At 37.3% G+C, this 23,403-nt stretch carries 18 protein-coding genes; 6 read left to right on the plus strand and 12 right to left on the minus strand.

The genetic code is table 11. The annotated features are described in order from the left end of the window. Together AC4D4B_RS12995 and AC4D4B_RS13000 are read right to left on the minus strand one after the other, a co-directional pair. Positions 1–778, minus strand: a 778-nt coding sequence (locus tag AC4D4B_RS12995; RefSeq protein ID WP_491000123.1) for an MFS transporter, incomplete at its 3' end; no start/stop codon positions are given. A gap of 14 nt (positions 779–792) precedes the next feature. Continuing rightward, on the minus strand, positions 793–1,221 hold the full coding sequence (locus AC4D4B_RS13000; RefSeq protein WP_491000124.1) for a MarR family winged helix-turn-helix transcriptional regulator: 429 nt from the start codon (positions 1,219–1,221) through the stop codon (positions 793–795). A 367-nt stretch (positions 1,222–1,588) separates the two neighbouring features. Between AC4D4B_RS13000 and AC4D4B_RS13005 the strand changes: the two genes are divergently transcribed. Continuing rightward, positions 1,589–2,563, plus strand: a complete 975-nt coding sequence (locus AC4D4B_RS13005) for a cation diffusion facilitator family transporter (protein WP_491000125.1) — start codon at positions 1,589–1,591, stop codon at positions 2,561–2,563. Between the two features lie 51 nt (positions 2,564–2,614). On the opposite strand, the gene cydC is transcribed toward AC4D4B_RS13005, so the two are convergent. The 5 genes from cydC to AC4D4B_RS13030 form a co-directional block, all read right to left on the minus strand. Next, on the minus strand, positions 2,615–4,363 hold the full coding sequence (gene cydC, locus AC4D4B_RS13010; protein ID WP_491000212.1) for a thiol reductant ABC exporter subunit CydC: 1,749 nt from the start codon (positions 4,361–4,363) through the stop codon (positions 2,615–2,617). A gap of 19 nt (positions 4,364–4,382) precedes the next feature. Next, positions 4,383–6,122, minus strand: coding sequence for a thiol reductant ABC exporter subunit CydD (cydD, locus tag AC4D4B_RS13015; RefSeq protein WP_491000213.1), 1,740 nt, complete (start codon positions 6,120–6,122; stop codon positions 4,383–4,385). A 2-nt stretch (positions 6,123–6,124) separates the two neighbouring features. Beyond that, the gene (gene cydB / locus AC4D4B_RS13020; protein ID WP_491000126.1) at positions 6,125–7,135 is read right to left on the minus strand and encodes a cytochrome d ubiquinol oxidase subunit II; all 1,011 of its coding nucleotides are present in this window, start codon (positions 7,133–7,135) and stop codon (positions 6,125–6,127) included. Next, positions 7,132–8,523, minus strand: coding sequence for a cytochrome ubiquinol oxidase subunit I (locus AC4D4B_RS13025; protein WP_491000127.1), 1,392 nt, complete (start codon positions 8,521–8,523; stop codon positions 7,132–7,134). The genes cydB and AC4D4B_RS13025 overlap by 4 nt, the downstream gene beginning before the upstream one ends. 398 nt (positions 8,524–8,921) lie before the next feature. Then, a complete protein-coding gene (locus tag AC4D4B_RS13030) occupies positions 8,922–9,695 on the minus strand; it encodes an STAS domain-containing protein (RefSeq protein ID WP_491000128.1) in 774 nt (257 codons plus the stop codon). A gap of 226 nt (positions 9,696–9,921) precedes the next feature. Between AC4D4B_RS13030 and AC4D4B_RS13035 the strand changes: the two genes are divergently transcribed. The 3 genes from AC4D4B_RS13035 (at position 9,922) to AC4D4B_RS13045 (ending at position 12,780) form a co-directional block, all read left to right on the plus strand. Next, positions 9,922–11,715, plus strand: a complete 1,794-nt coding sequence (locus AC4D4B_RS13035) for a M3 family oligoendopeptidase (protein ID WP_491000129.1) — start codon at positions 9,922–9,924, stop codon at positions 11,713–11,715. A gap of 129 nt (positions 11,716–11,844) precedes the next feature. Beyond that, complete coding sequence (locus AC4D4B_RS13040) at positions 11,845–12,324, plus strand: GNAT family N-acetyltransferase (RefSeq protein ID WP_066104721.1); 480 nt, start codon at positions 11,845–11,847, stop codon at positions 12,322–12,324. An 18-nt stretch (positions 12,325–12,342) separates the two neighbouring features. Next, on the plus strand, positions 12,343–12,780 hold the full coding sequence (locus tag AC4D4B_RS13045) for a GNAT family N-acetyltransferase (RefSeq protein ID WP_077248058.1): 438 nt from the start codon (positions 12,343–12,345) through the stop codon (positions 12,778–12,780). Positions 12,781–12,924: 144 nt separating this feature from the next. On the opposite strand, the gene AC4D4B_RS13050 is transcribed toward AC4D4B_RS13045, so the two are convergent. Next, positions 12,925–13,176, minus strand: a complete 252-nt coding sequence (locus tag AC4D4B_RS13050) for an ester cyclase (RefSeq protein WP_491000130.1) — start codon at positions 13,174–13,176, stop codon at positions 12,925–12,927. Positions 13,177–13,615: 439 nt separating this feature from the next. On the opposite strand from AC4D4B_RS13050, the gene AC4D4B_RS13055 reads away from it, so the two are divergent. After that, positions 13,616–16,312, plus strand: a complete 2,697-nt coding sequence (locus tag AC4D4B_RS13055) for an ATP-binding protein (protein WP_491000131.1) — start codon at positions 13,616–13,618, stop codon at positions 16,310–16,312. Between the two features lie 378 nt (positions 16,313–16,690). Further along, positions 16,691–17,500, plus strand: coding sequence for a class I SAM-dependent methyltransferase (locus AC4D4B_RS13060; RefSeq protein WP_491000132.1), 810 nt, complete (start codon positions 16,691–16,693; stop codon positions 17,498–17,500). Positions 17,501–17,549: 49 nt separating this feature from the next. On the opposite strand, the gene AC4D4B_RS13065 is transcribed toward AC4D4B_RS13060, so the two are convergent. The 4 genes from AC4D4B_RS13065 to AC4D4B_RS13080 all read right to left on the minus strand — a co-directional run bounded on the left by AC4D4B_RS13065 (position 17,550) and on the right by AC4D4B_RS13080 (position 23,397). Further along, positions 17,550–18,179 (minus strand): nitroreductase family protein, encoded by a 630-nt coding sequence (locus tag AC4D4B_RS13065; RefSeq protein ID WP_490996151.1) that lies wholly within the window; start codon positions 18,177–18,179, stop codon positions 17,550–17,552. Positions 18,180–18,395: 216 nt separating this feature from the next. Beyond that, positions 18,396–19,418, minus strand: coding sequence for a DUF2804 domain-containing protein (locus tag AC4D4B_RS13070; RefSeq protein WP_491000133.1), 1,023 nt, complete (start codon positions 19,416–19,418; stop codon positions 18,396–18,398). Positions 19,419–19,544: 126 nt separating this feature from the next. Further along, a complete protein-coding gene (locus tag AC4D4B_RS13075; protein ID WP_491000134.1) occupies positions 19,545–20,987 on the minus strand; it encodes a C40 family peptidase in 1,443 nt (480 codons plus the stop codon). Between the two features lie 490 nt (positions 20,988–21,477). Beyond that, positions 21,478–23,397, minus strand: a complete 1,920-nt coding sequence (locus tag AC4D4B_RS13080) for a PTS fructose transporter subunit IIABC (protein ID WP_490996154.1) — start codon at positions 23,395–23,397, stop codon at positions 21,478–21,480. Positions 23,398–23,403: the final 6 nt, after the last annotated feature.

Genomic DNA, 23,403 nt, shown 5'->3' on the forward strand with positions numbered 1-23,403 from the left:
TTAGTATTAAACAAATAGAATACATGACAAAGAAGAAGCCTGCTGTCGATACTAAATTAAGCTCCTGAGAATATGAAGTTAAATAAGATAATATACTCGAATATGTAAATCCAATGACTCCAGCTGTAATAGCAATTGGCAGTGCGGCCAGCTCAAAGTAATCACTTATTTTATGACCTTTCATTGATTCGACTTGCTCAGCTGTATATTGCATCTTTGGAATATTCAAGAAAAGAGTGGCAATAAAACTTAACGAAGCAAAGACAACGGCAACCGAAAAGACAATTGTATAAGAAAAGGAATTGCTGATCATTAAGCCTAGAAACGGTCCAATGGCCATAGCCAGGTTTGTACTCATCGCGAAATATCCCATCCCTTCCCCTCTTCTGGATGAAGGTAATATTTCGGCCACAAGTGTTCCTGTAGCAGTTGATGCAAAACCAAATGAAATACCATGGATTAAACGAACGATTAGTAAGAGTGCTAGACTTGAAGTCATGAAATAGAGAATAGTTGCTACTAAAAATAAGGCTAGACTGATAGTAAGCATTTTTTTTGCTCCGACCAAGGCAATTCTTTTGCCAGCAATAGGCCTTACTAGCACAGCCCCGATAACAAATATACTTGAAGCGAGCCCAGCTATACTTTGGCTCGTATGAAAAATAGTAATTGTATAAAGTGTTAAGGTAACCATTAAGCTATAAAATGTTAAAAAGATAAATAAATTCGCTGAAGAGATTAATAGGAAGTTTTTTGTCCAAAGTCTTGGTTTTTCCATTTATAGTCACATCCTTATTCATGTTGTAATTGATTCTGCATTTTGCCAAGTATTTTCATCATAATTTTTAGTTCATCCTCTGATACACTTGACATTACTTTTTCTTCAAATTCACTGACATGGTGTATGCAAGTGATATAAATTTCACTTCCTGCTTCTGTTAATTGAATTCTTTTTTCCCGTTTATTATCACTAGGAATCTGCTCGATAATATCCCGCTCTTGCAGTTTGGAAACGGTTCTTGTAATAGTGGGCTTTTCCACATTCAAATAATTACTAATATCCACGAGGGTGGAAGGTCCATGGTGCTTTAAATAATAAATAATCGCCCATTGTGAATGGTATAGATTATGCTTGGCTAATTGATCATTCAATCGTTTTGTATATAATCGAGCTGTCTGCAAATATTGATGAAAAAAATACTGGTGCCCGGAAATAGACAATTGTACCACCACCTCGAAAATAGTTACCTAGGTAACTATACGCCCGTATTGATGTTAAATCCAGTAAAAAGCATCAATAAATTCATTTAGATTCTTTCTTCAAATTTAGTGTAAATACACTAGAGATGGGGAATAAAATGATGAGATAATTGAGGGAACTTAGAAAAAAGGTAAGGAGGTGGAGAAAAAACTGAAACATAGGAAAATAGCGTGAATCACTGAAGTGTAATCCAAAATGTTTAATGCTATTTTAAATCCTCGTAGTAATGGAATAGCTTAATAGTTTTCATTACAAGGATTGCCTAATCTTTACATATCCAGTTTTTCTATCTACATGTTTCTAATTTGAATTAAAGGAGTAGGGTCCATGGGTGAATTATTTCAGTTACTAAAAAAAGGAAATACAAGCGCAATTACAGCAGCAATCGTCAACTTAGTAATATCTATTATTAAAGGTGCAGCTTATATGTTTACTGGTAATGTGGCATTATTCGCGGAGACACTTCATAGTTTGGGAGATTCAGCCAACCAATTCTTTGTGTTTATCGGGTCAGCGTTAAGTAAAAAAGCACCTACAGAACGTTTTCCAAATGGATTTGGCCGCCTGGTAAATCTGGTTCTTTTAGGAGCGGTATTAATAGTAGGAATCATGTCTTATGAAACGATAAAAGAAGGATATATGCATATTTTACATCCTAGTGAATCCAGTTATTTTTGGGTGAGTATTGGTGTTTTAGGCATCAGTGTAATCCTTGAAACTTTTGTATTAGTAAAAGCAATGAAGGAAATTATGCATGAAGTCGGAGTGGAAGCGAAAGGCTTGTCCTTCCTATATAAAAGCTTCTCCTATTTTGGTAAAGCGAAGCCGGCAACAAGACTAGTGTTTTTGGAAGACCTAGTTGCTACTGCAGGTGGGGTTTTAGCGATGATTGCAATTGTCATTTCACATTTAACGAATCTGCACGCAGCTGAGGGTATTGCCTCCATTCTTATCGGAATGATGATGTTGTTTGTAGTGGGTAAAGTATTCCTTGACAATGCAGCCGGTGCCCTTGGTGAAGCTGATGAACTGATGGAGCAATATATTGGTGATCTGGTTCTTCTTGATAAAGATATCAAGGATGTACAGAAGGTAGTCGTAATTAAAGAAGGCGAGGATTTTCATGTGGAAGTCTGTGTTGAAATTGATTCGGCTTTAACCGTTGCCAATATGGATGATATTAAAGATCGTCTGAAAAAACAAATCTTAGCGGAAAAAGGCGTTGTGGATGTCATGATCGAATTCGATGAAGACGATGGCCTGGTAAATTGGAATCAAGCTGAGAAATTGTCGGCAGAATAAAAATAAAGCGCTTGGTGACGAATATCGTCTCAAGCGCTTTTGTTTTTAATTTTATATCTGTGGCATATCCAATTTATATAGTTTTGAATAATGGGGCACTGTTTGAAGAAGTTCTTCATGAGAACCGTTCATACTGATTTCCCCGTCTTGAAGAAACAGAACTCTGTCCATTTTTTCCACACCCATTAAGTGATGGGTAATCCAGATAATTGTTTTACCGTGTAACGTCTTAAATATGGTTTCAAGGAGGCTGCGTTCGGTTTGCGAATCAAGACCGACAGTTGGTTCATCTAGAATAACAATCGGATTTTTTTGCAAAAGTATTCTCGCAAGCGCAATACGCTGTCGTTCTCCGCCTGAAAAACGTCCTCCCAATTCATGCATACGCGTTTGATACCCCTTTGGAAGAGATTCAATATAATCATGCATCCTAACTAATTTAGCAGCTTCATATACCTCTTCATCGCTGGCATTTGGATTGCCCAGCCGTATATTATTCATAACGGTAGTATCAAATAAATGTGGTTTCTGATGCAGTACAGAAATGTAGCTTGTAATTTGAGAATCTAAAAGAGAAATATCTTTATCTCCTATACTGATTTTTCCTTGATCAGGTTTATATGCACCTAATAAAAGCTTTACGATTGTACTTTTCCCAGCTCCGCTTTTACCCAGCATCGCAATTTTTTCGCCAGGCTGTATGGTAAAGTTTAAATTCTTCAATACCTTTTCATCCGTAGAAGAATAAGAAAAACTAATCTGATCAAAGGTGATAGGCAATGCAGTTTGTGCCTTCAAATCATCAAATCCACTTGTATTTTCATCGCTTTTTAATCCCGTTAATTCTTTTGCTTCCTGTAAGCCATTCATTCGCTCCAATGAACTTTTATAACTGGAGACCTGGCTAACAGCATCGGATAATGGGGCAAAAGCATCGATTAATGGGAACACTACTAGAATAAAAGCTGCAATCCAAATAGGAGAGAATTGTCCGGCTTCCACCTGTAAGGTAATCCAGCAGGCAAGTGCCACAGTAATAACCAATATGACAGCTTGAAAAAGAAAATTACGTTTTCGTTGAAATTGATTGATCTTCGCTTCAAGTACATCAACCTTTTTTTCATCTTTTTCATAACGTTCGATAAAATCGGACTGCCTGCCACTAATCATCCAATCACCAATTCCCATAACAGCATCTGTCAGAGATTGATATAGTCCATTTCTTGCATTTTTCATTTGTGCATGTCTTGCTCTCGTCACTAATAGTGATATGAGAGGGAACAAAATAATCAGGACGAATAACAATAGAAACATTAAAAGCGCAAAAGGAATAGAAAAGAATCCTAGAGCCAGCACAATTAACATATATAAACCGATGCTAATGATAGATGGAAAGATTGTTTTAATATATAAATCTTGAAGATGCTCAATATCATCAGCCATTACACCAAGCAAATCGCCGGTTTTATATCGGGATTTGAAATCTAAAGCATCCGGTTCAAGTACCTGATATAAACGGACGCGCATACTCGATAGTATTTTTAAAACAAGGCTATGGCTGCTTAAGCGTTCAGCATAACGAAAGGCGGGCCTTGATACTCCAAACAGTCTTACCAGGACAATCGGTACATACACAAGGAGGATGTTTTCTGGTAAAGTGGCAGATTTAGATATTAAATAGCCAGATGTAAACATTAAAGCACCTGCGCTAAAGAACGTGCCAATACCAAGTACGATTACGATAGTTAAGAGCCACTTATTTTGGGATAAATAAGGACCAACCCAAGAGTTAGTGAGAATGGATATATAGTCTTTTTTCTTAGCCATGGTGCACCTCATTTCCCCCTAAGTGTTCTTTAACTAATTGATAATAATGGCCTTCTTTATTCAATAGTTCCTCATGACTTCCGATTTCAACGATACGACCTTGATCTAAAACGATAATTTGGTCCATATCTGTCATCCAATGAAGTCGATGAGTTGCAAAGAACACAAGATGATCGTCAAATAAAGGAACGATATTTTGCTTTAATTCATATTCCGTCTCTATATCAAGGTGAGCAGTTGGCTCATCAAATAAGAGGATTTTTCTGTTTTTATCAAGGAATGCCCGTGCTAAAGCAACTCGCTGTTCCTGACCGCCGCTCAGCATACGGCCGCTTTCTCCAATTTGTTCATCCAAACCATTTGGTAGGGAGTCAACAACTTCTCTTAATCCAGCTCGCTCAATAGCCAACTGAAGTTCTTCTTCACTGGCATTTGGAGTGTAAAATGTAATATTATTTCGTACAGTATCGTTAAATAGATAAGGATGCTGTGGAATATATAGCAATTGATCCTGCCAGCTCATTTCTTCAAAAGAGGAATGGGAATGATTGTTAATAGTTACTGTGCAGGATGTAGGGTTTAAAAATCCGCCAAGTACATCAATTAAGGTAGATTTTCCGGCACCGCTTGCGCCAATAATACCGATTTTTCCGTATCCCTTCCATGAAAATGATAGATCTTTCAGAGCGGATTGATTGGATTCCATATGTTGGACTGTCAAGTTGCTAATGGTTAAGGAATCCTGATTTGACCAAGTAGAGAATTTGGTATTTTGTTTTTGTTTTAGATCAAGCGGCCAATTAATAATCCGTTGAATAGCAGACATGCTGTTTTTTCCGTCTAAAGTAGCGTGGTAATCTGTTCCAAAATCCCGAATCGGTAAAAAGTATTCAGGAGCAAGGATTAATACCGTAAGTGCCGGTCCTAATAAAATTGCACCTTCCATAAGCCGAACACCCAGGAATAAGGCGACAATAGCGACTGAAAGGGAGGTGAAGAAATCGAGCGCAAATGTTGAAAGGAAAGCAATTCGCAATGTCCCCATCGTTGCTTTTCGGTAACGTTCACTTACGTTTTGGATATTTCGATCGTACTTTTTACTTAAGCCCAGAAGTCGTAAAGTTTCCAAGCCACGTAAGGAATCAACAAAATGGTTGGAAAGGATTTGATAGGATTCATATTGTTTATCAGCCTTACGCTTTGCTGCAATACCAAGCATAGCCATAAAGAATAAAAGAATAGGGAGTACAATGATTACAATTCCCGCAGAAGTCAAATCAAGTGTCAGCATAAACCCTACAATTAACAGAGGAATCAGGAACATACTCATCATCTTGGGCAAGAATAACTTTAAATACGTTTCAACCTGGGAAACACCTTCCAAAGCCATCGTTACTAAGCTGCCTGTTCCTTCGGATTGGGTGAATCGCGGGCCCAATTCAAATAATTTCTTCAATAATTCTTTTCGCATCGCTGTACCTGATTCGGAGGCAAAGCGATCCATCCATTTATCACGAATAAAAGTCAAAAGGTGGCGCCCCAAAAAAGCTAATACGAATAAAAGGAAGGGGATAAGCTGTTCAGACAGCTTTTCCCCATTAAATAAGTTTGTAATTCCTTCAGCAAGGTAGATGGCCTGAATAATAATGGCAATCCCCTGTACTAAAGAAATCACGAATAGGAATGTCATGGTGCTCTTTATTCCTTTTATAGATAAAATCTCTTTGTTTATCATTAATGACTCACCGGTTCCTTATCAGAAATACGCTTTCTGAATACATAATAGCTCCATATTTGATAGCCAAGAACGAAGGGAAGTAATATTAATGCTACGATGGTCATCACCTTAAGGGTATATGGTCCACTGGAAGCATTCAAAATAGTTAAGTTATATTCGGAACTAATTGAACTGACCATTACTCTTGGGAACAGACCAACAAATAACATCGTAACAGTAAATAGCATAGTTAAAGCCGTCATAGTGAAGGCTAAAGCTTCCCTTTTCTTTGCTGAGAATACATAACCTAATACGGTTGTTACTACTGCACCGACCAGGAATAATGGTGTAGCGAGCGGCCGTACTTCAAATAAGTCAGTCATTGTATAGGTTAGTACAGCGAAAACTATCAGACCTGCTAATAGAATTAAATATATTTTTGATACTAAAGAACGTGCACGATCACGAATCTGTCCCTCTGTCCGAATGCCGATGAATGTTAAACCATGCACAAGGCATAACACAATCATCGCAATTCCGCCAACAATTGAGTAGAGATCAAAATAATCTCCAAAGCCTGCATACATATTTTTAGATGCATCAATTGGCATACCGCGTACAAGGCTGGTGAATAGTACACCCAGCACAAATGCAGGAATGATACTGCCGACAAATATCATCCAATCCCAGAAACTGATCCACTTTTCATGGACTTTATGTCTGAATTCAAAAGCAACTCCTCGTACAATTAAGGCCAACAGGAATAAAACAAATGGTAGATAGTACCCACTGAACATGGTTGCGTACCATTCAGGGAATGCCGCAAAAATAGCACCGCCTGCAGTAATCAACCATACTTCATTTGCATCCCAGAAAGGCCCGATGGTAGAAACCAACTGATTCCGCTCTTTTTGATTACGTGCGAGAAAACGAGTTGACATTCCAACACCAAAGTCAAATCCTTCTAAAACAAAGAAACCAACAAATAATACTGCTACAAGGATAAACCATAACTCATTTAAACTCATGCTCCAAAGGCCTCCTTGTCAAATAAATCTACATCTGGTTTTGTATCGTTTGTATGATATGGACCCTTTTTGATTTCTTTCACAATCAGAGTGATTAATACGAAAGCAAGAATGGTATAGGCTCCTAAAAATACAATGATTGATGTTAAAAGCTCTCCTGCTGTTACATTTGGAGAAACAGATTGTGCTGTCGTATATAAACCAAAGACTGTCCAAGGCTGACGACCGATTTCAGTCATAATCCAACCTGCTGTATTGGCCATAAATGGAAGGGCAATTGCGCCAACCATAGCTTTTAAATAGAGTGATTGATTCACTAGGATATTTTTCTTTAAGAATAACAGCCCCAATGCTGCTAATCCCATTATTATTACCCCGGCAATTACCATAATGCGGAAGCTCCAATATACAGCTTCAACGGGTGGAATATAATCTCCCTCACCATAAAGCTCCGTGTATTTCTCCTGGAGTGTATTCATTCCCTCTACAGATCCCTCAAAACTGTTATAGGCTAAGATACTTAAGGCATAAGGGATTTCAACAGACCATTTGTTTTCACGATTTTCTTCATCAATATTAGCGATTAGCGACCAGCTAGCCGGGTCACCGCTATCTTCCCATAGACCCTCACTCGCTGCCATTTTCATAGGCTGTGAGGACATTAAATGCTGTGCCTGCCAGTGACCAGTAAAGGCGATTCCCAGTCCTGAAATCATTGCTACAATCATTGCAATTGTAAATGATTTCTTAAAGATCTCTATGTTTTGTTTTTTCAGTATTTTAAATGCGCTGATACCCCCGACTACGAATGCTCCAGTAGCAAAAGCTCCAAAGACAGTATGAGGAAATTCAACAAGCAGCTGAGGATTTGTGATAAAAGCCCCGAAATCTTTTAGTACTGCTTTTCCATTCTCCACTGCAATCCCAACGGGTTCCTGCATAAAAGAATTCGCAGCGAGAATAAACAAGGCAGAAAAAATTGTACCAATCGATACAAGCCATATGGATAGTAAGTGAACCCATCTTGGCAATCGGTCACGTCCAAACATCCATACACCAATGAATGTGGATTCTAAAAAGAAAGCCAGTAAGGCTTCAATAGCCAATGGAACACCAAATACATCTCCGACAAAGCGGGAGTATTCTGACCAGTTCATTCCAAACTGGAATTCTTGGATAATTCCTGTAACTACTCCGACAGCAAATGATATGAGAAAGATATTTCCCCAAAACTTTGCCATGTCCAAATAAATTTCTTTTTTCTTAAAAAAATACAATGTTTCCATAATAGCAACTAAAAATACCAATCCAATGGATAGTGGTACAAAGAAGAAGTGATAAATAGTAGTTGCTGCATACTGAAACCTAGCGAGATCCAATACTTCCATTTAACTGTTCACACCTTTCAATTCTTATGCATTGTTCATTCATTCACAAAACAGACGAAAAAAAACCATTTATAAAGTGCTGTCACCTCTATTATAAAAGTAACTAATTATTTTTGCGTGAATGAAGAGTTGGCTTAAATAGTTTAAATTGTTTAGTAGGTTATCCCTATGTATATATTAATAATTAGTTAAATTTACAATGACCTTGTTTATATTAGATATAATAGTCCTATAATTTGCAAATATCTATAACTAAACTAAAATTACTATAATTAATTCAAATTTATGAAACAATATTGTCACAAAAGCTGCGGAAACGAATTGTCATTCGTTTGCAAATCAGTTGACAAAAAGAACAGCTTGATTTTAATAAATCAAGCTGAAGAGGAAGATCAAGATTAATATTTTACCAACTTGTAGCCTTTTATTTTGCAGATATGATTCATAGCCTGATTAAACGTAGCAAATGTTTCATTCTTTATTTTTGTTCCCTGGTTTACGATTTGGCGGACAAGAGTAGTGGACAGGCCTGTATATATAGCTTTTGTACCCAATAAAGCAAGGGATTGAGAGATGACCTCCAGCTCTGCCACAATATATTCGTCATCCAGTGAAGTTACGCTAGTAAAATCAATCACCATATAGGAAGCCTGTTTATCAGAGCTTTCATATAAAGCCTTCTCTTTGATCTTATGAAGACGATCTTCAGACAAAAATCCAGTAATGGGCATTAAAAGTACATCATCCAGAATTGTTTTGATGATAGGAGCATACATTTCTTCCATCATCGAATGTCCTTTATGTATTTCTTCTTCATAATCGGTTACATCCTTCCAAGTGAGCATATAACCTGTTAAACCATTGTTGAATGTAAAGGGACTTATTGCAATCTTAGCTGTGTATTTATTGAAAAATATAATTCTGATGGTATTGGGGAAGGAATCGTTTTCGAGTATTGTCCTCTTGCAGTTCCCCCCTTGATCAAATTCTGCTATGTTTCTCCCGATATATTCTTCCTTACTTGATAAACCGGTAAAAGGACTTAGACATTGAATTAATTTGTCAGCGTAACGATTGATAAATATGATGGTTAATTGATCATCACAAATAAAAATATTTTCTCCTACTGCATTTAATAATTGATAAGTCTCCTCTGATTGAAAATATCCCATAACCTGTCTCCTTATTTTCTTCGTGCTGTATTAACTCTCATTATACGGAAAAATATTGGATAGATAAAAAGTTTTACTTTATATATTAAAAAGGGTAACCAATCAAGAGGTTCAAGAGGATGAGTAGATAGCATATGGGAGACAGTACTATTATTGAGGAAAATATATATCCAACTGGTAATAAAAGTTGTATACTGAAAATTGTGAAAAGACAGGAGGTTTTTGAATGAATTACTCTCTAACATGGAATTTGGATAACATATTTCCAAATGGCTCTGAGTCACCTGAATTACTATCAAAATTAGCTGAAATCAAAGAGCTGTTAAATACATACAAAGGGGCAGTAAAAGCTTGGCAGGCTCCTTCAGACGTTAGCGGTACCAAAGAGATTGTTTCTATATTAAAACAAACAGAGGTACTGCAAAAAGCAATCTATCAGGTATCGGCATTTCTTGAATGTGCTACTGCCCAAAATGTCCATGATACAAAGGCGGATCAATTAAATGGAGAAGTATACACATTAATAAGTGAATTCGAAACAGTTTTTACAGGATTTACAATTAAACTTGTCCAAATAAATGATGCTGTCTGGCAAGAAATCATCGAACAACCAGAAATCAGTGAAATAGCTTTCTATATTAATGAGCAAAGGGAACATGGTAAGGAACAATTATCGGAAGCTGAAGAAGCACTCATTAATGCATTGCGCGTAGATGGATATGTCGGGTGGAGTACCCATTACGATTCACTTGTAAAAATGATTGAGATTCCTTATACAAATGAAGATGGCGAGACTGTTCATTTATCAGCTGGCCAAGCTTTTAATAAGATGCACGACGATCCTAATCCAGAAGTCCGAGCGGAAATTTTCAAGAAATGGGAAAAAGCCTGGGGAGAAAAAGCCCCTTTGTTTGCTGACACGATAAATCATTTAGGCGGCTTCCGTTTGGCTAATTATAAAATGCATGGTGTTGAAGATTTTATGAAAGAGCCCTTGCAGTATAACCGAATGAAGAAAGAAACATTGGATGTAATGTGGGATGTCATTGCAAAAAATAAGCAGCCTTTTGTAGAGTTTCTTAACCGTAAGGCAAAGCTTTTAGGTAAAGAGAAATTGAGCTGGGTAGATGTTGATGCACCGATCGTAACAACGGAACCGATGCATTACACATTTGATGAGGGAGCAAAGTTTATCATCGATAATTTTGCGAAATTCGGTGATGAATTGCCTAAATTTGCCCAGGAAGCATTTGAAAAGGCGTGGATTGAAGCAGAGGACCGTCCTGGCAAGCGTCCTGGAGGATTCTGTACAAGCTTTCCTGAAACAAATGAATCACGTATCTTTATGACCTATTCAGGCTCACCAAGCGGTGTGGCAACGCTTGCTCATGAACTGGGCCATGCTTTCCACAGCCATGTATTAAATGATAAGCCATTCTTTAATACAGATTACGCGATGAATGTCGCTGAAACAGCGTCTACATTTGCTGAACAAATTTGCTCTGATGCCAGTGTCCGTGCTGCTGTATCTGATGCAGAAAAAATCACATTGCTCGATAACAAAATACTAAATGCGATTGCTATGTTCATGAACATTCATGCCCGTTTTATTTTTGAAAAAAATTATTATACAGAACGCAAAAATGGATTGGTTTCCGTTGAGCGCTTAAACGAAATGATGGCAACTGCACAAAAAGAGGCATATCAAAATTCTCTGAGTGAATATCATCCAACCTTCTGGGCAAGTAAATTGCATTTCTATATTGCAGAAGTGCCATTTTATAATTTCCCGTACACGTTTGGATATTTGTTTAGCTTAGGGATTTATCACTTATCTTTAAAAGAAGGTAAGTCATTTGAAAAGAAATATATTGCATTATTGCAGGATACAGCTGCTATGACAACAGAGGAGCTTGCGATGAAACATTTAGGTGTAGACCTAACGAAACCAGATTTCTGGCAGGCTGGTGTGGATCTTGCAATTGCTGATGTAAATGAATTCCTAGAATTAACGAAATAGAGAGGATAACATCCTTTTCATGGCATTGTCATTCCTTAGAGGGTGGCAATGCTTTTTGACTTTGATAGATCATTTAAGCGTTTAAAGAGTAAAATATAGGATAGATGGTTGAAAAGGGGATTAGATTAAATGGTCATACGTTCATCAAGAATTGAGGACTACGAACAATTAATAGAACTTGAAAATTTAATTTGGAATTATACAAATACACCGATGCCGATTGTTTGGGAATCAGTAGCCGATTATGCTCAGCATTTTCCGCCGGGAAGCATGTTTGTCGCAATTGAGGACGGGAGAGTTGCGGGCTATATGTCTGTTAAATATCCTACTCCACTGGAGAGCAATTGTCATGTATGGGAAATGGCGATTGGTGTCCATCCTGACTTTCAGGGAAAGAGTATAGGCAGTAAATTACTGCAGTTTTTAGATGAAGAGGGGAAGAAGCGTGGGATTCGAAAAATTTCTTTAAGAGTATTGTCCACAAATACACCAGCTATTTCTTTCTATAAGAGGAATGGCTATATTGAGCAAGGGGTATTAAAGGGAGAATTTTTTCTGAATGGTCAGTATGTGGACGATATACTAATGTATAAAGAACTCGTTGATTAAGAAGGAGAGGTTGTTTGAGTGATTAAAATAGAGCTCGGCACCGAAGGAGATCAAGTGTTTATCCGGGAACATTTAATTGATTTTAATCGCCAAAAACTGCCGGAGCATAATAATACAGCTTATGGGAAAGTCACCTATGTGGTAAAGGACGACCACAATCATATACAGGGCGGAATCGCAGCTCATTACAGCTGGGGAAGAATGCAGATTGATTTCCTGTGGATTGACGATCAATTGCGACAAAAAGGAGTAGGGAAAGAGCTTCTGGCAAGAGTTGAAAACTATGCAATAGAAAAAGGATGTACACTTCTGATGTTGGATACATTCAGCTTTCAAGCGCCAGACTTCTATAAGAAAAACGGATTTTCCGTATTTGGAGTGATTGAAAATCATCCAGAAGGACATCATCAATATTTTTTACAAAAAAGAATCAGAAGTGTTAATTCATCTAATTGATTATTAAATTCTACTACCAAAATATTACTATATTACAGTGGATGCGGTTAAAATCCGCTGTTTTTTTTTATATGGAACAAATCGGAAAAAATGGATTAAAAGAGCCATTCAGTGGAAATTCTTAAAAGAATAGCTCTACATAATTTAGTTTGTAGCAAATTTAACTCCTAACTGCTGAATAAGCTGTAAATCACTCATTTCACACCATTGTTCGGCAATTTTACCATTCTCGATTCGAAATATGATGATACCCGTTTCTTTAACCTGTTGATTTTCAGAAGGAATATCCAGTAATCCGCCTTTATAAATGCTATATCCGCTATAGCATGCAACGATTTTATCCCCTTCTTCAATCGTGTCATGAACGGTCCATTCGCGCTCAAAAAAGAGGTGCAATACCAGGATAGCCAATTTTTAAAGTGCTCGATACCGACATAGCCCTCGTCATTTCCCTGAGAATGAGTAACCATATCCGCTGATGCAATATCTTTTAAAATATCTGTATTCCCGTCCGTAAATACATCCCGAAACCATACTTTAACGATTTCTTTTTTATCAACGCTTCGCAAAGTAAACACCTCCATTTTATCTCATTATACAAATTCGAAACGTCGCCAAAAAAACTGTATTTCTTTTCAAAATAAAAGCTGTAATATTGGAATACAGAGAAGTTGCTCACTTTTTTTGATTACTATTTTCTTATATATAGCTTGTTGATTGTTGTTCAATCAGTCATACAGTATTTTGTATGAACTGGCTAATAATACCGGTATAAATAGAAAACTTAGGATATTAAAATAGTTAGGTTGAATACTAAGCGTAGAGGATGAGGATGATGATTAGCAGTAAATTAGGATTTGGAAGGAGATTCCAAATTTCTATAATCCTGATTATGGTGGTAATCGTACTCTTTTCGGTAATGACCATCCAGAATTTAAATAGCTCCCGTGAGGACTTATTAGAAATTGTAGAAAATCGATATAAAAAAGTGAATTATACTTATGAGATAGAAAAGAACGTCAGTTCATCAAAAATGTTGGTTGGGAGTATTGCGAATGATCTATCAGGAGTAACATCAGCTACTATACAAGATAAACTTGCTGAAAATCATGTCAAGATTGAAGAACATTTTGCAAAAATCCATGGTATGACACTAAATGAGGAAGCTAGGGAAATATTAATGGATTGCGCATCCCTATATCGTATATACAAAGAAAACGAACGAATAATCATAATGGAACTAATACAAGACAATGAGTACGTTAGTAAAAATTGGAAGAAAATAGAGGAATCAAGTTCTAAGCTAACAGAGTCAATAGAAGAGTTTATTAGCTATCAAGAGGAGATGATGGAGGGCGCATTTAAACGGGCAAGTGAAAAGTACAATCATTTGTGTCAGGTTGTTTTCTTGTTAACAATAACTTCCTGCGGGTTAATTGGGTTAATTGGATACTGGGTTATTCGTTCAACAACAAAGGACTTAAAACAAATAACAACTGTATTGAAAGAAATTGATTTAAATGATCCATCGACCCTCCACAGGCTTGAAGTAAAAACGGATGATGAAATAGGTCTGATTGCTGAAGCTTTTAATAATATGTCCGTGTCTTTAAAAATCTACAATAAAAATGAGAAAGCGTATTTGAAAGATATCAAGATACAGAACTGGGTACTATCAAAAATTAATGAAATAACAAGCTTAACACAAAGTGTCTTTGATATAAATGAATTTGCAAAACGTCTTCAAGGGAAGCTTGCACCATTAGTAGGTGCTTCGATTGGGGCGCTCTATTTGAGGGGTCAAGCTGATGAAACATGTTTTTATCGTGCAGCATCCTATGGTGACGGTGGAAAAGATCAATTTAAAGTTGGTGAGGGGATTATTGGGCAGGCTGCTATTGATCAAAAAATAGTTATGTTAGAAGATTTCCCGGAAGATTACCAACTACTTTCAACGGGCTTATGTGAGGCAAAACCAAAAGCTTTCTTAATTGTCCCAATCATTTATGAAAACAACACGATTGGGGTTCTTGAATTTGCAAGTATAACTGGCTTTTCAGATATACAATACCAAGCCATTCAGCAGGTGAATGAATCTCTCGGTTTGGCCATACACAGTGTTCTAAATAGAATGGAAATTGAATGCTTGCTAAATGAATCAAAAGCAATGACTGAGGAATTGCAGGTTCAGACGGAAGAGCTTCATTCACAGTCAGAAGAATTAATGACAATAAATGAACTTCTGGAAGAACGTGAGCAAGAAGCTATACAGAAAACGAAGGAACTCGAAAAGTCCCAGGAAGAATTAAGAATTAAGAATGAACAATTAATGCAAAGCTCAAATTATAAATCTGAATTTCTTGCGAATATAAGCCATGAACTTCGTACTCCTTTAAATAGTATTTTAATTCTTGCAGAGATGCTAATAGACGTAGATAGTGATTGTTTTTCAGCAGAGGAAAAAGAGTATATTGAATATATTTATTCGGCTGCAAATAGTTTAACATCTTTAATTAACGATATACTTGACCTTTCAAAAATAGAAGCTGGAAAGTCTGAAATCACATATAGCAAAATGAACATCAGTGAGTTAGTTGAAACCTTTAATATATTTTCGCCACAAGCCGAAAGAAAACAACTTGGATTCACAATTGAAATAGATGAGAATCTACCTTCCTATTTTTATACAGATGTACAAAAAATTCAGCAGATCGTAAAAAACTTACTATCCAATGCTATTAAGTTCACAGAACGAGGAAAAGTGTCTGTGAAGTTGGAAAAAATAAACCATACATGTGAAAAAAAAGCTAACCATGATATGTCCCAATCTGATGAGTGGATAAGAATTGTTGTAATGGATACAGGTATAGGAATCCATCAAGATAAGCAACAAACCATTTTTGAGGCCTTTCAACAGGGAGACGGATCTACTGTACAAAAATACGGTGGAACAGGCTTAGGTTTATCAATCTGCAAAAAATTATCCGATTTGCTTAACGGTCATATATTTGTTGAAAGTGAAGTAGGTAAAGGTAGTACGTTTACTCTTTATATACCGTATCTACAGAATCAGAATGTAAATCAAGAAAATCAATATAATCAAATGATTGTTGAAGTAGCTGCGGCTAAAGAAATAAATGATGATATACAATTGGACATACTCCATGGAAAAAGAGTGCTTATTACAGATGATGATCAGCGTAACATATACTCACTAAAAGCAATTCTTGAAAAAAAGAAAATGGAAGTCTTAGTAGCTCATAATGGAATCGAATGCTTGGAGATTCTAAAAAAGGATTGCCAGATAGATATGATCCTGATGGATATTATGATGCCTGAATTGAACGGATATGAGACGATGAAACGTATCCGTCAGAATTCAGAGTTTGCATCACTACCGATTATTGCCTTAACAGCAAAAGGAATGAAGGGCGATCGTGAAAAATGCTTAGCGGCTGGTGCATCAGACTATATCAGTAAACCAATTAACCTGGAGCAATTAATATCCGTGATGAGAGTATGGATGAATTAAAAGGAAAATAGATAAGGATTCATTTCAAAAAGTTAATGTTTTTGCCGCTCAATTGGAGTCAATTTGAGCGGCTTTTTTTATGGAAGGACAGAAAAGAAATCTTCTGTAATATAGGTTTATTCTCTACTAGTAGTAGGTTCATTCAGTAGACTTGGAGTCAAATCATTGATTGTTAATTTGTGCTTCTATGGCACTAATTCCTCTTTGAAGGATTTTAATTTTCTAATCTATTTTAGTTCTTTATCATAAATCACAAGCATAGAGGGAATGGTTGTTTTCCTGCTTCACGAATAATATTTTTAACAATTAGGAGGGTTTTAAGCTCTCTTTCTTGAACATAAGTAGTCAAATCGTTTTATAGTTTAAAGGGGGATCGGTATGAATGAGATTGTTGATTACTATAGTGAATTTGATGAGTGGGGCAGATTAGACAGGGAACCAATTGAGTTTCAGGTGAATTGGCATTATATTAAAAAATATTTAACTCCATCAGGTACTGTTTTGGACAATGGAGCAGGCCCAGGGAAATATTCGCTTAAGCTGGCTGAAGAGGGGTATCGCGTTACCCTGTCGGATCTGACACCGAGCTTGGTTGATATTGCTGAAGATAAAGCGCGGGAATTGGGACTGTTTGCCCAATTTGATGGGTTTTATAACATAGATGCAAGAGACCTGTCTGCAATAGAAGATGAACAATTCGATGCTTCATTAATGCTAGGGCCACTATACCATTTGCAGCAGGAAGAGGATCGATTGATGGCGGTAAAAGAATTATATCGTGTAACCAAGAAAAACGGCCTTGTTTTCATAGCATTTATGCCAAGAGTAAAGCATATGTTAAATTCACTCATGTCTCCTGAAAATTGGCGACCAAACAACACGGTGGAAGCCATTCGAAAGTTTACCGAGACCGGCTGTTTTAATCACGCAGAAAGTGGGAGATTTACGGGTGCATTCTATTATCGTGTAGAAGATATAGATCCATTTATGAAATCAAGTGGATTTGAAAAAGTAGCGCTAATAGGATCTAATATAGGTTCTATGGTTACGAATCATCAGTGGAATTATTGGAGAGAGAAGGGTGAAGGCGAAATGGGAAAAATAGTAGACCTGTTGATTGAGTATGCAACGGAACCATCCCTGCTCGGTACTTCTTCACATTTACTTTATATTGGTATGAAAAAATGAAGAATAGAGCTGCCAACTAGTGTGACAGCTCTATCCTTATACATCTTAATTAGATAAATGTAGTAATATCTTCTACAGGTAAGCGTACGGTTTTAAAGTAATGATCACCCTCTGCTTTACCAATTGCGATTAATACTAATGGAATATATCTTTCATCCACATTGAAATTTTTAGCAAAAGCAGTTTTATCGAAGCCGCCCATAGTAATGGTATCCAGCCCGCGATTTTTCGCTATCAGCATCAATTGCATGGAAACTAGACCGGCATCAAAGCTTGCCATATTAGCTCTTGTTTCTAAAGGTGCACCCGGATAGACCCGTTTAACATCATTAACGAGCCTTTGTCTATTTTCTTCGTCAACATAGCCTGCTTCAAACATCATATCGTAGATTTGATCTGCTTTTTTATACATTTCAGTATCCCCAAGGACAGCAATAACAGCAGATGCATTTTCAGCCACCTTTGCATTGTTACCATATAAGGCAAGATCTTTCTTTCTATCCTCATCTTTAACTACGATAAAGCTCCAAGCTTGCATATTGCTAGAAGATGGAGCTAAAGTAGCTTCTTCAAGGATGCTTTTTAATTCTTCTTCGGAAATTTTAAAAGAAGCATCATACTGTCTGATTGAATGACGTTCCTTAATGATCGTTGATAAGTCTTTATGTAGATTTGACAAAGTAAATCCCCCACAGTTCTATAAATAAAGTTATTATTATATGTTATGCTTATTTTTAGTAAGTAACAAGTAAATTGTAATGGTGTCACTTATATTTGTCAACTCAATTGCTAGTTAGGTAAGCTAACGTTCTTGATTGAAAAAAATATGAAACATGAAACCAACTTTTAATATATACACATTCGTATAGTTGTATTTGAATAAGTGAATATCAATCTACCATAATGCTATGTGTTCTTCAATACAGCCAAGCATTTGCTGGATTGTCAGGATCGTGTTGTCCGGTAAGCGTATTTCTCCGTTATAGTGGCCTACCATTTGATGTACTTCTGATTTAACTATAATAGCATCTGTCTTGGCGATGCGTTCATATAGAGGTGTAAAAGTGAGCCTCACACAATCTGTCGCCAGAGAGTCAATCCTCCATGGCTGCATGAAATCATGTTTATTATAGTGAAACTTCATATCCTCACTGATTTTTGTCAGCCGTCCATTAACTAATACGGCATTTTCATTAAAGCCTGTCCCATCAGTCCATTGTCCGCCGAAATTCAGACCAATTACATCATTTCCTTGGTTGTCTGAAGCCATACCCCAATTCCAGGTACAATTTCTTGGCCAGACACCCCGTCCGTAATCTAAGCTGGCATAGCTTTCAGCAGGATTAAATTGATAGGTTTTAGACCCAATAGTCAGCGTCCCTTTAGTAGGAAGACAGTGCATTTTCGTTGTTAATTGAAATGTTTGATCACTCCAGGGAATGACAACACTCAACGAATCGGTTTCAGGATAAGTGATTTCAAAATTTGCCAGTAACGGCTTTTCGTTAAAATTAGGAATCTCCACGTTTAGCAGAAAACGATTGTTTTCCCATACTATATCGATGTCCATTTGTTTGGATGTAAGTTTAGTGCTTGCCAATACATCATCAGGGAGCGCTTTATTACTTTTAAAAGGAAATAAGGCAGTTTTCTCAAAAAATGTATTGGTGTTTAAATCCAGATAATAAACAAAGCAAACCATTGCGAAATCTAAATGACTGATTGTAGCTGAAAAAAGAACATCTTTATTTGTAATACACCAATAATTCCATTTCTTTTTACGAAGAAAGTGTCCGGTGACATTTCCGCTGATAAGAGGCTTTCTCGACCAGCCTACGCTATCAGGTTTTAAATTACCTTTCTCATCGCATAAATGGACAGGTTCTATTATTTCTCTTTCATTATATATGTGACTCATACTTAACAACCTTTCTATTAGAATCACTATTTGTAGTGCAGATATATTATTAATTTACCATTAGAGGGAAGGCGAGTCTATTGGTGAAAAAACAGCGAGCGGGTAATAGAACCCGCTCGCTGAATCTTAATTAGCGTATAATCGCTTATAACTATCAAAATGTTTTTTATAATAGCTGTTGTTTGTACTAGTAATACGTACTCCGCTGTTATCAGCATGAATAAATTCATTATTTCCTAGATAGATGCCTAAATGGGAGATTCCTTTCTTATATGTACCGGAAAAGAAAATGAGATCCCCAGGCTGAGGAGAACTTACATAATAGGAACGATTAAAGAAGCCTTCAGCAGTGTATCTTGGCATAGAGTGTCCTGTTTTATTAAAGACATAATAAAGAAAACCACTGCAATCGAACCCAGATGGTGTTGTTCCTCCCCACACATATTTTGTGCCGATAAAGCTTTTGCTGATGGATATCAGTTTAGATGTAAAAGCTGGGTTTCCTATCGTTTCCTGAGCGGAAGAAGACCCGCTTGAAGGTTCGGAAACAGAAGGCAAATCACTTGCTGCCTTTGAAATTTTCAGCTTTTGCCCCACATAAATTATGTCGGACTTTAAACCATTCATCGACTTAATTTGTGAAACAGTCATAGAATATTTTTTTGCAATTTTACTTAGTGTATCTCCCGACTTAACTGTATAGGTCGTCGAAGTAGCAGTACTGCCGGAAGAGCTTGAAGAGCTGTTTGACCCAGTAGTAGAAGGCTTAGACACCTTTAACACTTGATTTGGATATATAATCGTACTGGACAGGTTATTCCAGCTCTTAAGTTGACTGACTGTAATCGAATACTTGTTGGCAATTTTGCTTAAAGAATCGCCAGATTTCACCGTATAAGTAGTAGCAGATGAACTACTGTTGGACGAACTAGAAGAACTCGAACTGCTAGATCCAGAAGTAGTTGAAGACTTTGATACCTTTAATGTTTGATTCGGATAAATAACCGTACTCGATAGGTTGTTCCAGTTCATAAGCTGACTGACCGTGGCTGAATATTCACGGGCAATTTTACTTAATGTGTCTCCTGATTTCACCGTATACGTCTGATTGGAAGTCACTGAGGTGCTGCCGGAAGACGAATTACCGGTGTTTGAGGAGGAACTGGAAGCACCTTCGGCCACTTTGATAATTTGACCAGGGTAAATGAGATCATTCTTTAAATCATTCCAGCTCTTTAGTTTACTTACAGTCGTAGAGTGCTTAGCAGCTATTGCTGATAATGTATCTCCAGATTTAATGGTGTAAGTTTTAGAACTGGTAGAACGTTCGGTAATACCGGATGATGATGTACTGCTAGATACTGTGATGACTTGGTTTGGATAAATAATGTCACCCGTCAAATCATTCAACTTCTTTAAATTCGAAACCGTTGTTTTGAATTTTGAGGCAATAAAAGAAAGTGTATCTCCCTTTTTAACTGTATATGTCGATGCTGCAGAGGCTTCTTGAGCAAAAGCAGTCGACATGATTGCAGCTGCAGTGAGAGTCACAACTTTTATATGCTTCATTTTAATCAACTCCTTTACTAGCTATTTGATAAAATACAATATCGTTATTATATTAGCATAGTAAAATTTTAGATTAAAGTTATAAGTACTAATTTTCGATGTTGTAAGAATATGAGATAAATAAAATTTAGAAATAAAACTTACTATTTTTTATTATTTTAGAATAATTAACAATAGGAGGGATTTAATACCTGAGAGGGGGAAAGTGAATAATCTGATTGCAGTCGTACAAATTTAAATGAGTGTATATTCGATGTTAATTTTATGATGGTGAACCATTAGACTGTTTATACAGCTATAAGCCGGTTAGAAATAATGATAGTTACTACACGAATTCTTGTTTCACATAATCGACCGATAAAAAAACGATTGCTGAAAACGAAGACTTAAGCTCAGCCGTCATCAAAAAAATTAGATAGTAGTTTGGACAGGTAAGGCAATTATATAAAAAAAGAATGACCTTAAGAGAATCCAGGTCATTCTTTTTTGCTTATGCTACATCCTTAATAGTTGCATTCTTTTTCCAGAAGCCTAAAAGTACTGCTGTTACAAGTGAACCGATCAGGATGGCTAGAAGGTACATAAAAGGATTATCTATTAATCCAACAACGAAGATACCACCGTGTGGGGCAGGAGTCGAACAGCCAAATGCTGCAGATAAGGCTCCAGCCGTGGCAGCGCCTATTACAGAACTGACGATGACTCGAATTGGATCTGCTGCTGCAAAGGGGATTGCTCCTTCCGTGATGAAGGAAGCACCCATAACATAGTTTGTAAGACCAGACTTACGTTCCGAGTCAGTGTATTTATTTTTAAAGAATGTAGTGGATAGTGCGATACCAAGCGGTGGCACCATCCCCCCAGCCATAACAGCTGCATGAGGGACACCATTGCCGGCAGCAATTGCTGCTATACCAAATGTGAAAGCAGCCTTATTAATAGGACCTCCCATATCAACAGCCATCATACCGCCAACGATTAAACCAAGGAATACTGCGTTTGTACCGCTTAAGTTTTCAAGCCAATTAGTCAGTCCTTTATTCATGGCCACAACCGGGTCATTAATGATGAATATCATAATTAGGCCGGTGATTAATAGGCCAAATAAAGGATATAGCAGTACTGGTTTGATACCTTCCAAAGAAGCTGGCAGCCAATTGAAAGCTTTTTTCACGCCAAGAGTCACATACCCTGCAAGGAAACCAGCGATTAATCCACCAAGGAAGCCTGCGCCGGCCGTTGCAGCCAATAATCCGCCGACCATACCGGGCATGAAACCTGGGCGATCTGCAATCGAGCTCGCAATGAAACCGGCAAGTACGGGTACTAATAAGAAGAACGCACCCTTGTCTCCTCCGCCAATGGTGTTAAGTGCTGCCGCAAATTCATTGTAGCCAGGTAACGTTGTATCGGTCGGTTTAATTCCGCCGAATAAGAAGGAAAGGGCAATTAAGAGACCGCCTCCGACAACAAATGGAAGCATATTACTTACACCGTTCATGAGGTGTTTGTATATTTGAGCGCCTATCCCTTTTTTCTCCTGATTCCCGCTATCCTGATTAGTGGATCCGCCTTTGGCTTCATAAATTGGGGCATCCTGTTTTAGGGCACGGTTAATTAGTTCTTCTGGCTTGCGGATTCCTTGTGCTACAGGAACTTGAATCACATGTTTGCCATTGAAACGATTCATTTCAACGTTTTTGTCTGCAGCAACAATAATCGCACTTGCCTTTTGAATGTCCTCAGAGGTAAGAGGATTTTTGATTCCGGTGGAACCATTTGTCTCTACTTTAATATTTACATTCATTTCTTTCGCTTTTGCTTTTAAGGCATCAGCTGCCATATAGGTGTGCGCTATTCCAGTTGGACAGGCAGTGACGGCTAACACATAACCTTCTTCATTGGCCTCTGCAGTATCCGGTGCAGGCTGATCCTTTGAATCTTCATTTTCAAGCTCATTCTGTTTGGCATTAATAATAGAGAGGATTTCATCCTCTGAAGAAGCTTTCAAAATAGCCTGACGGAAATCATCATACATTAACATAGAGGAAAGCTTTGATAAGGTATCAAGATGAGTATCATTTGCTCCGTCCGGCGCAGCTATCATAAAGAACAGGCGAGCGGGCTGTCCGTCCAATGATTCATAATCAATTCCGTCAATGGAACGCCCGAAACATAAGGCCGCTTCCTTAACAGCTGCCGATTTAGCATGGGGAATCGCAATCCCTTCACCGATTCCGGTTGTACTTTGCTCTTCACGTTTCATGATTGCTTCATGGTATCCTTTACGATCTTTCAGTTTGCCTGCTTGATCTAGTTTGCTGACAAGTTCATCAATAACGTCTTTTTTGTTACTGGATGAAAGATTCAGGATCATCGTATCTTTCTTTAACAGGTCTGTGATTCTCATGGTTTC

It is taken from the genome of Pradoshia sp. Z6_59 (assembly GCF_058267515.1).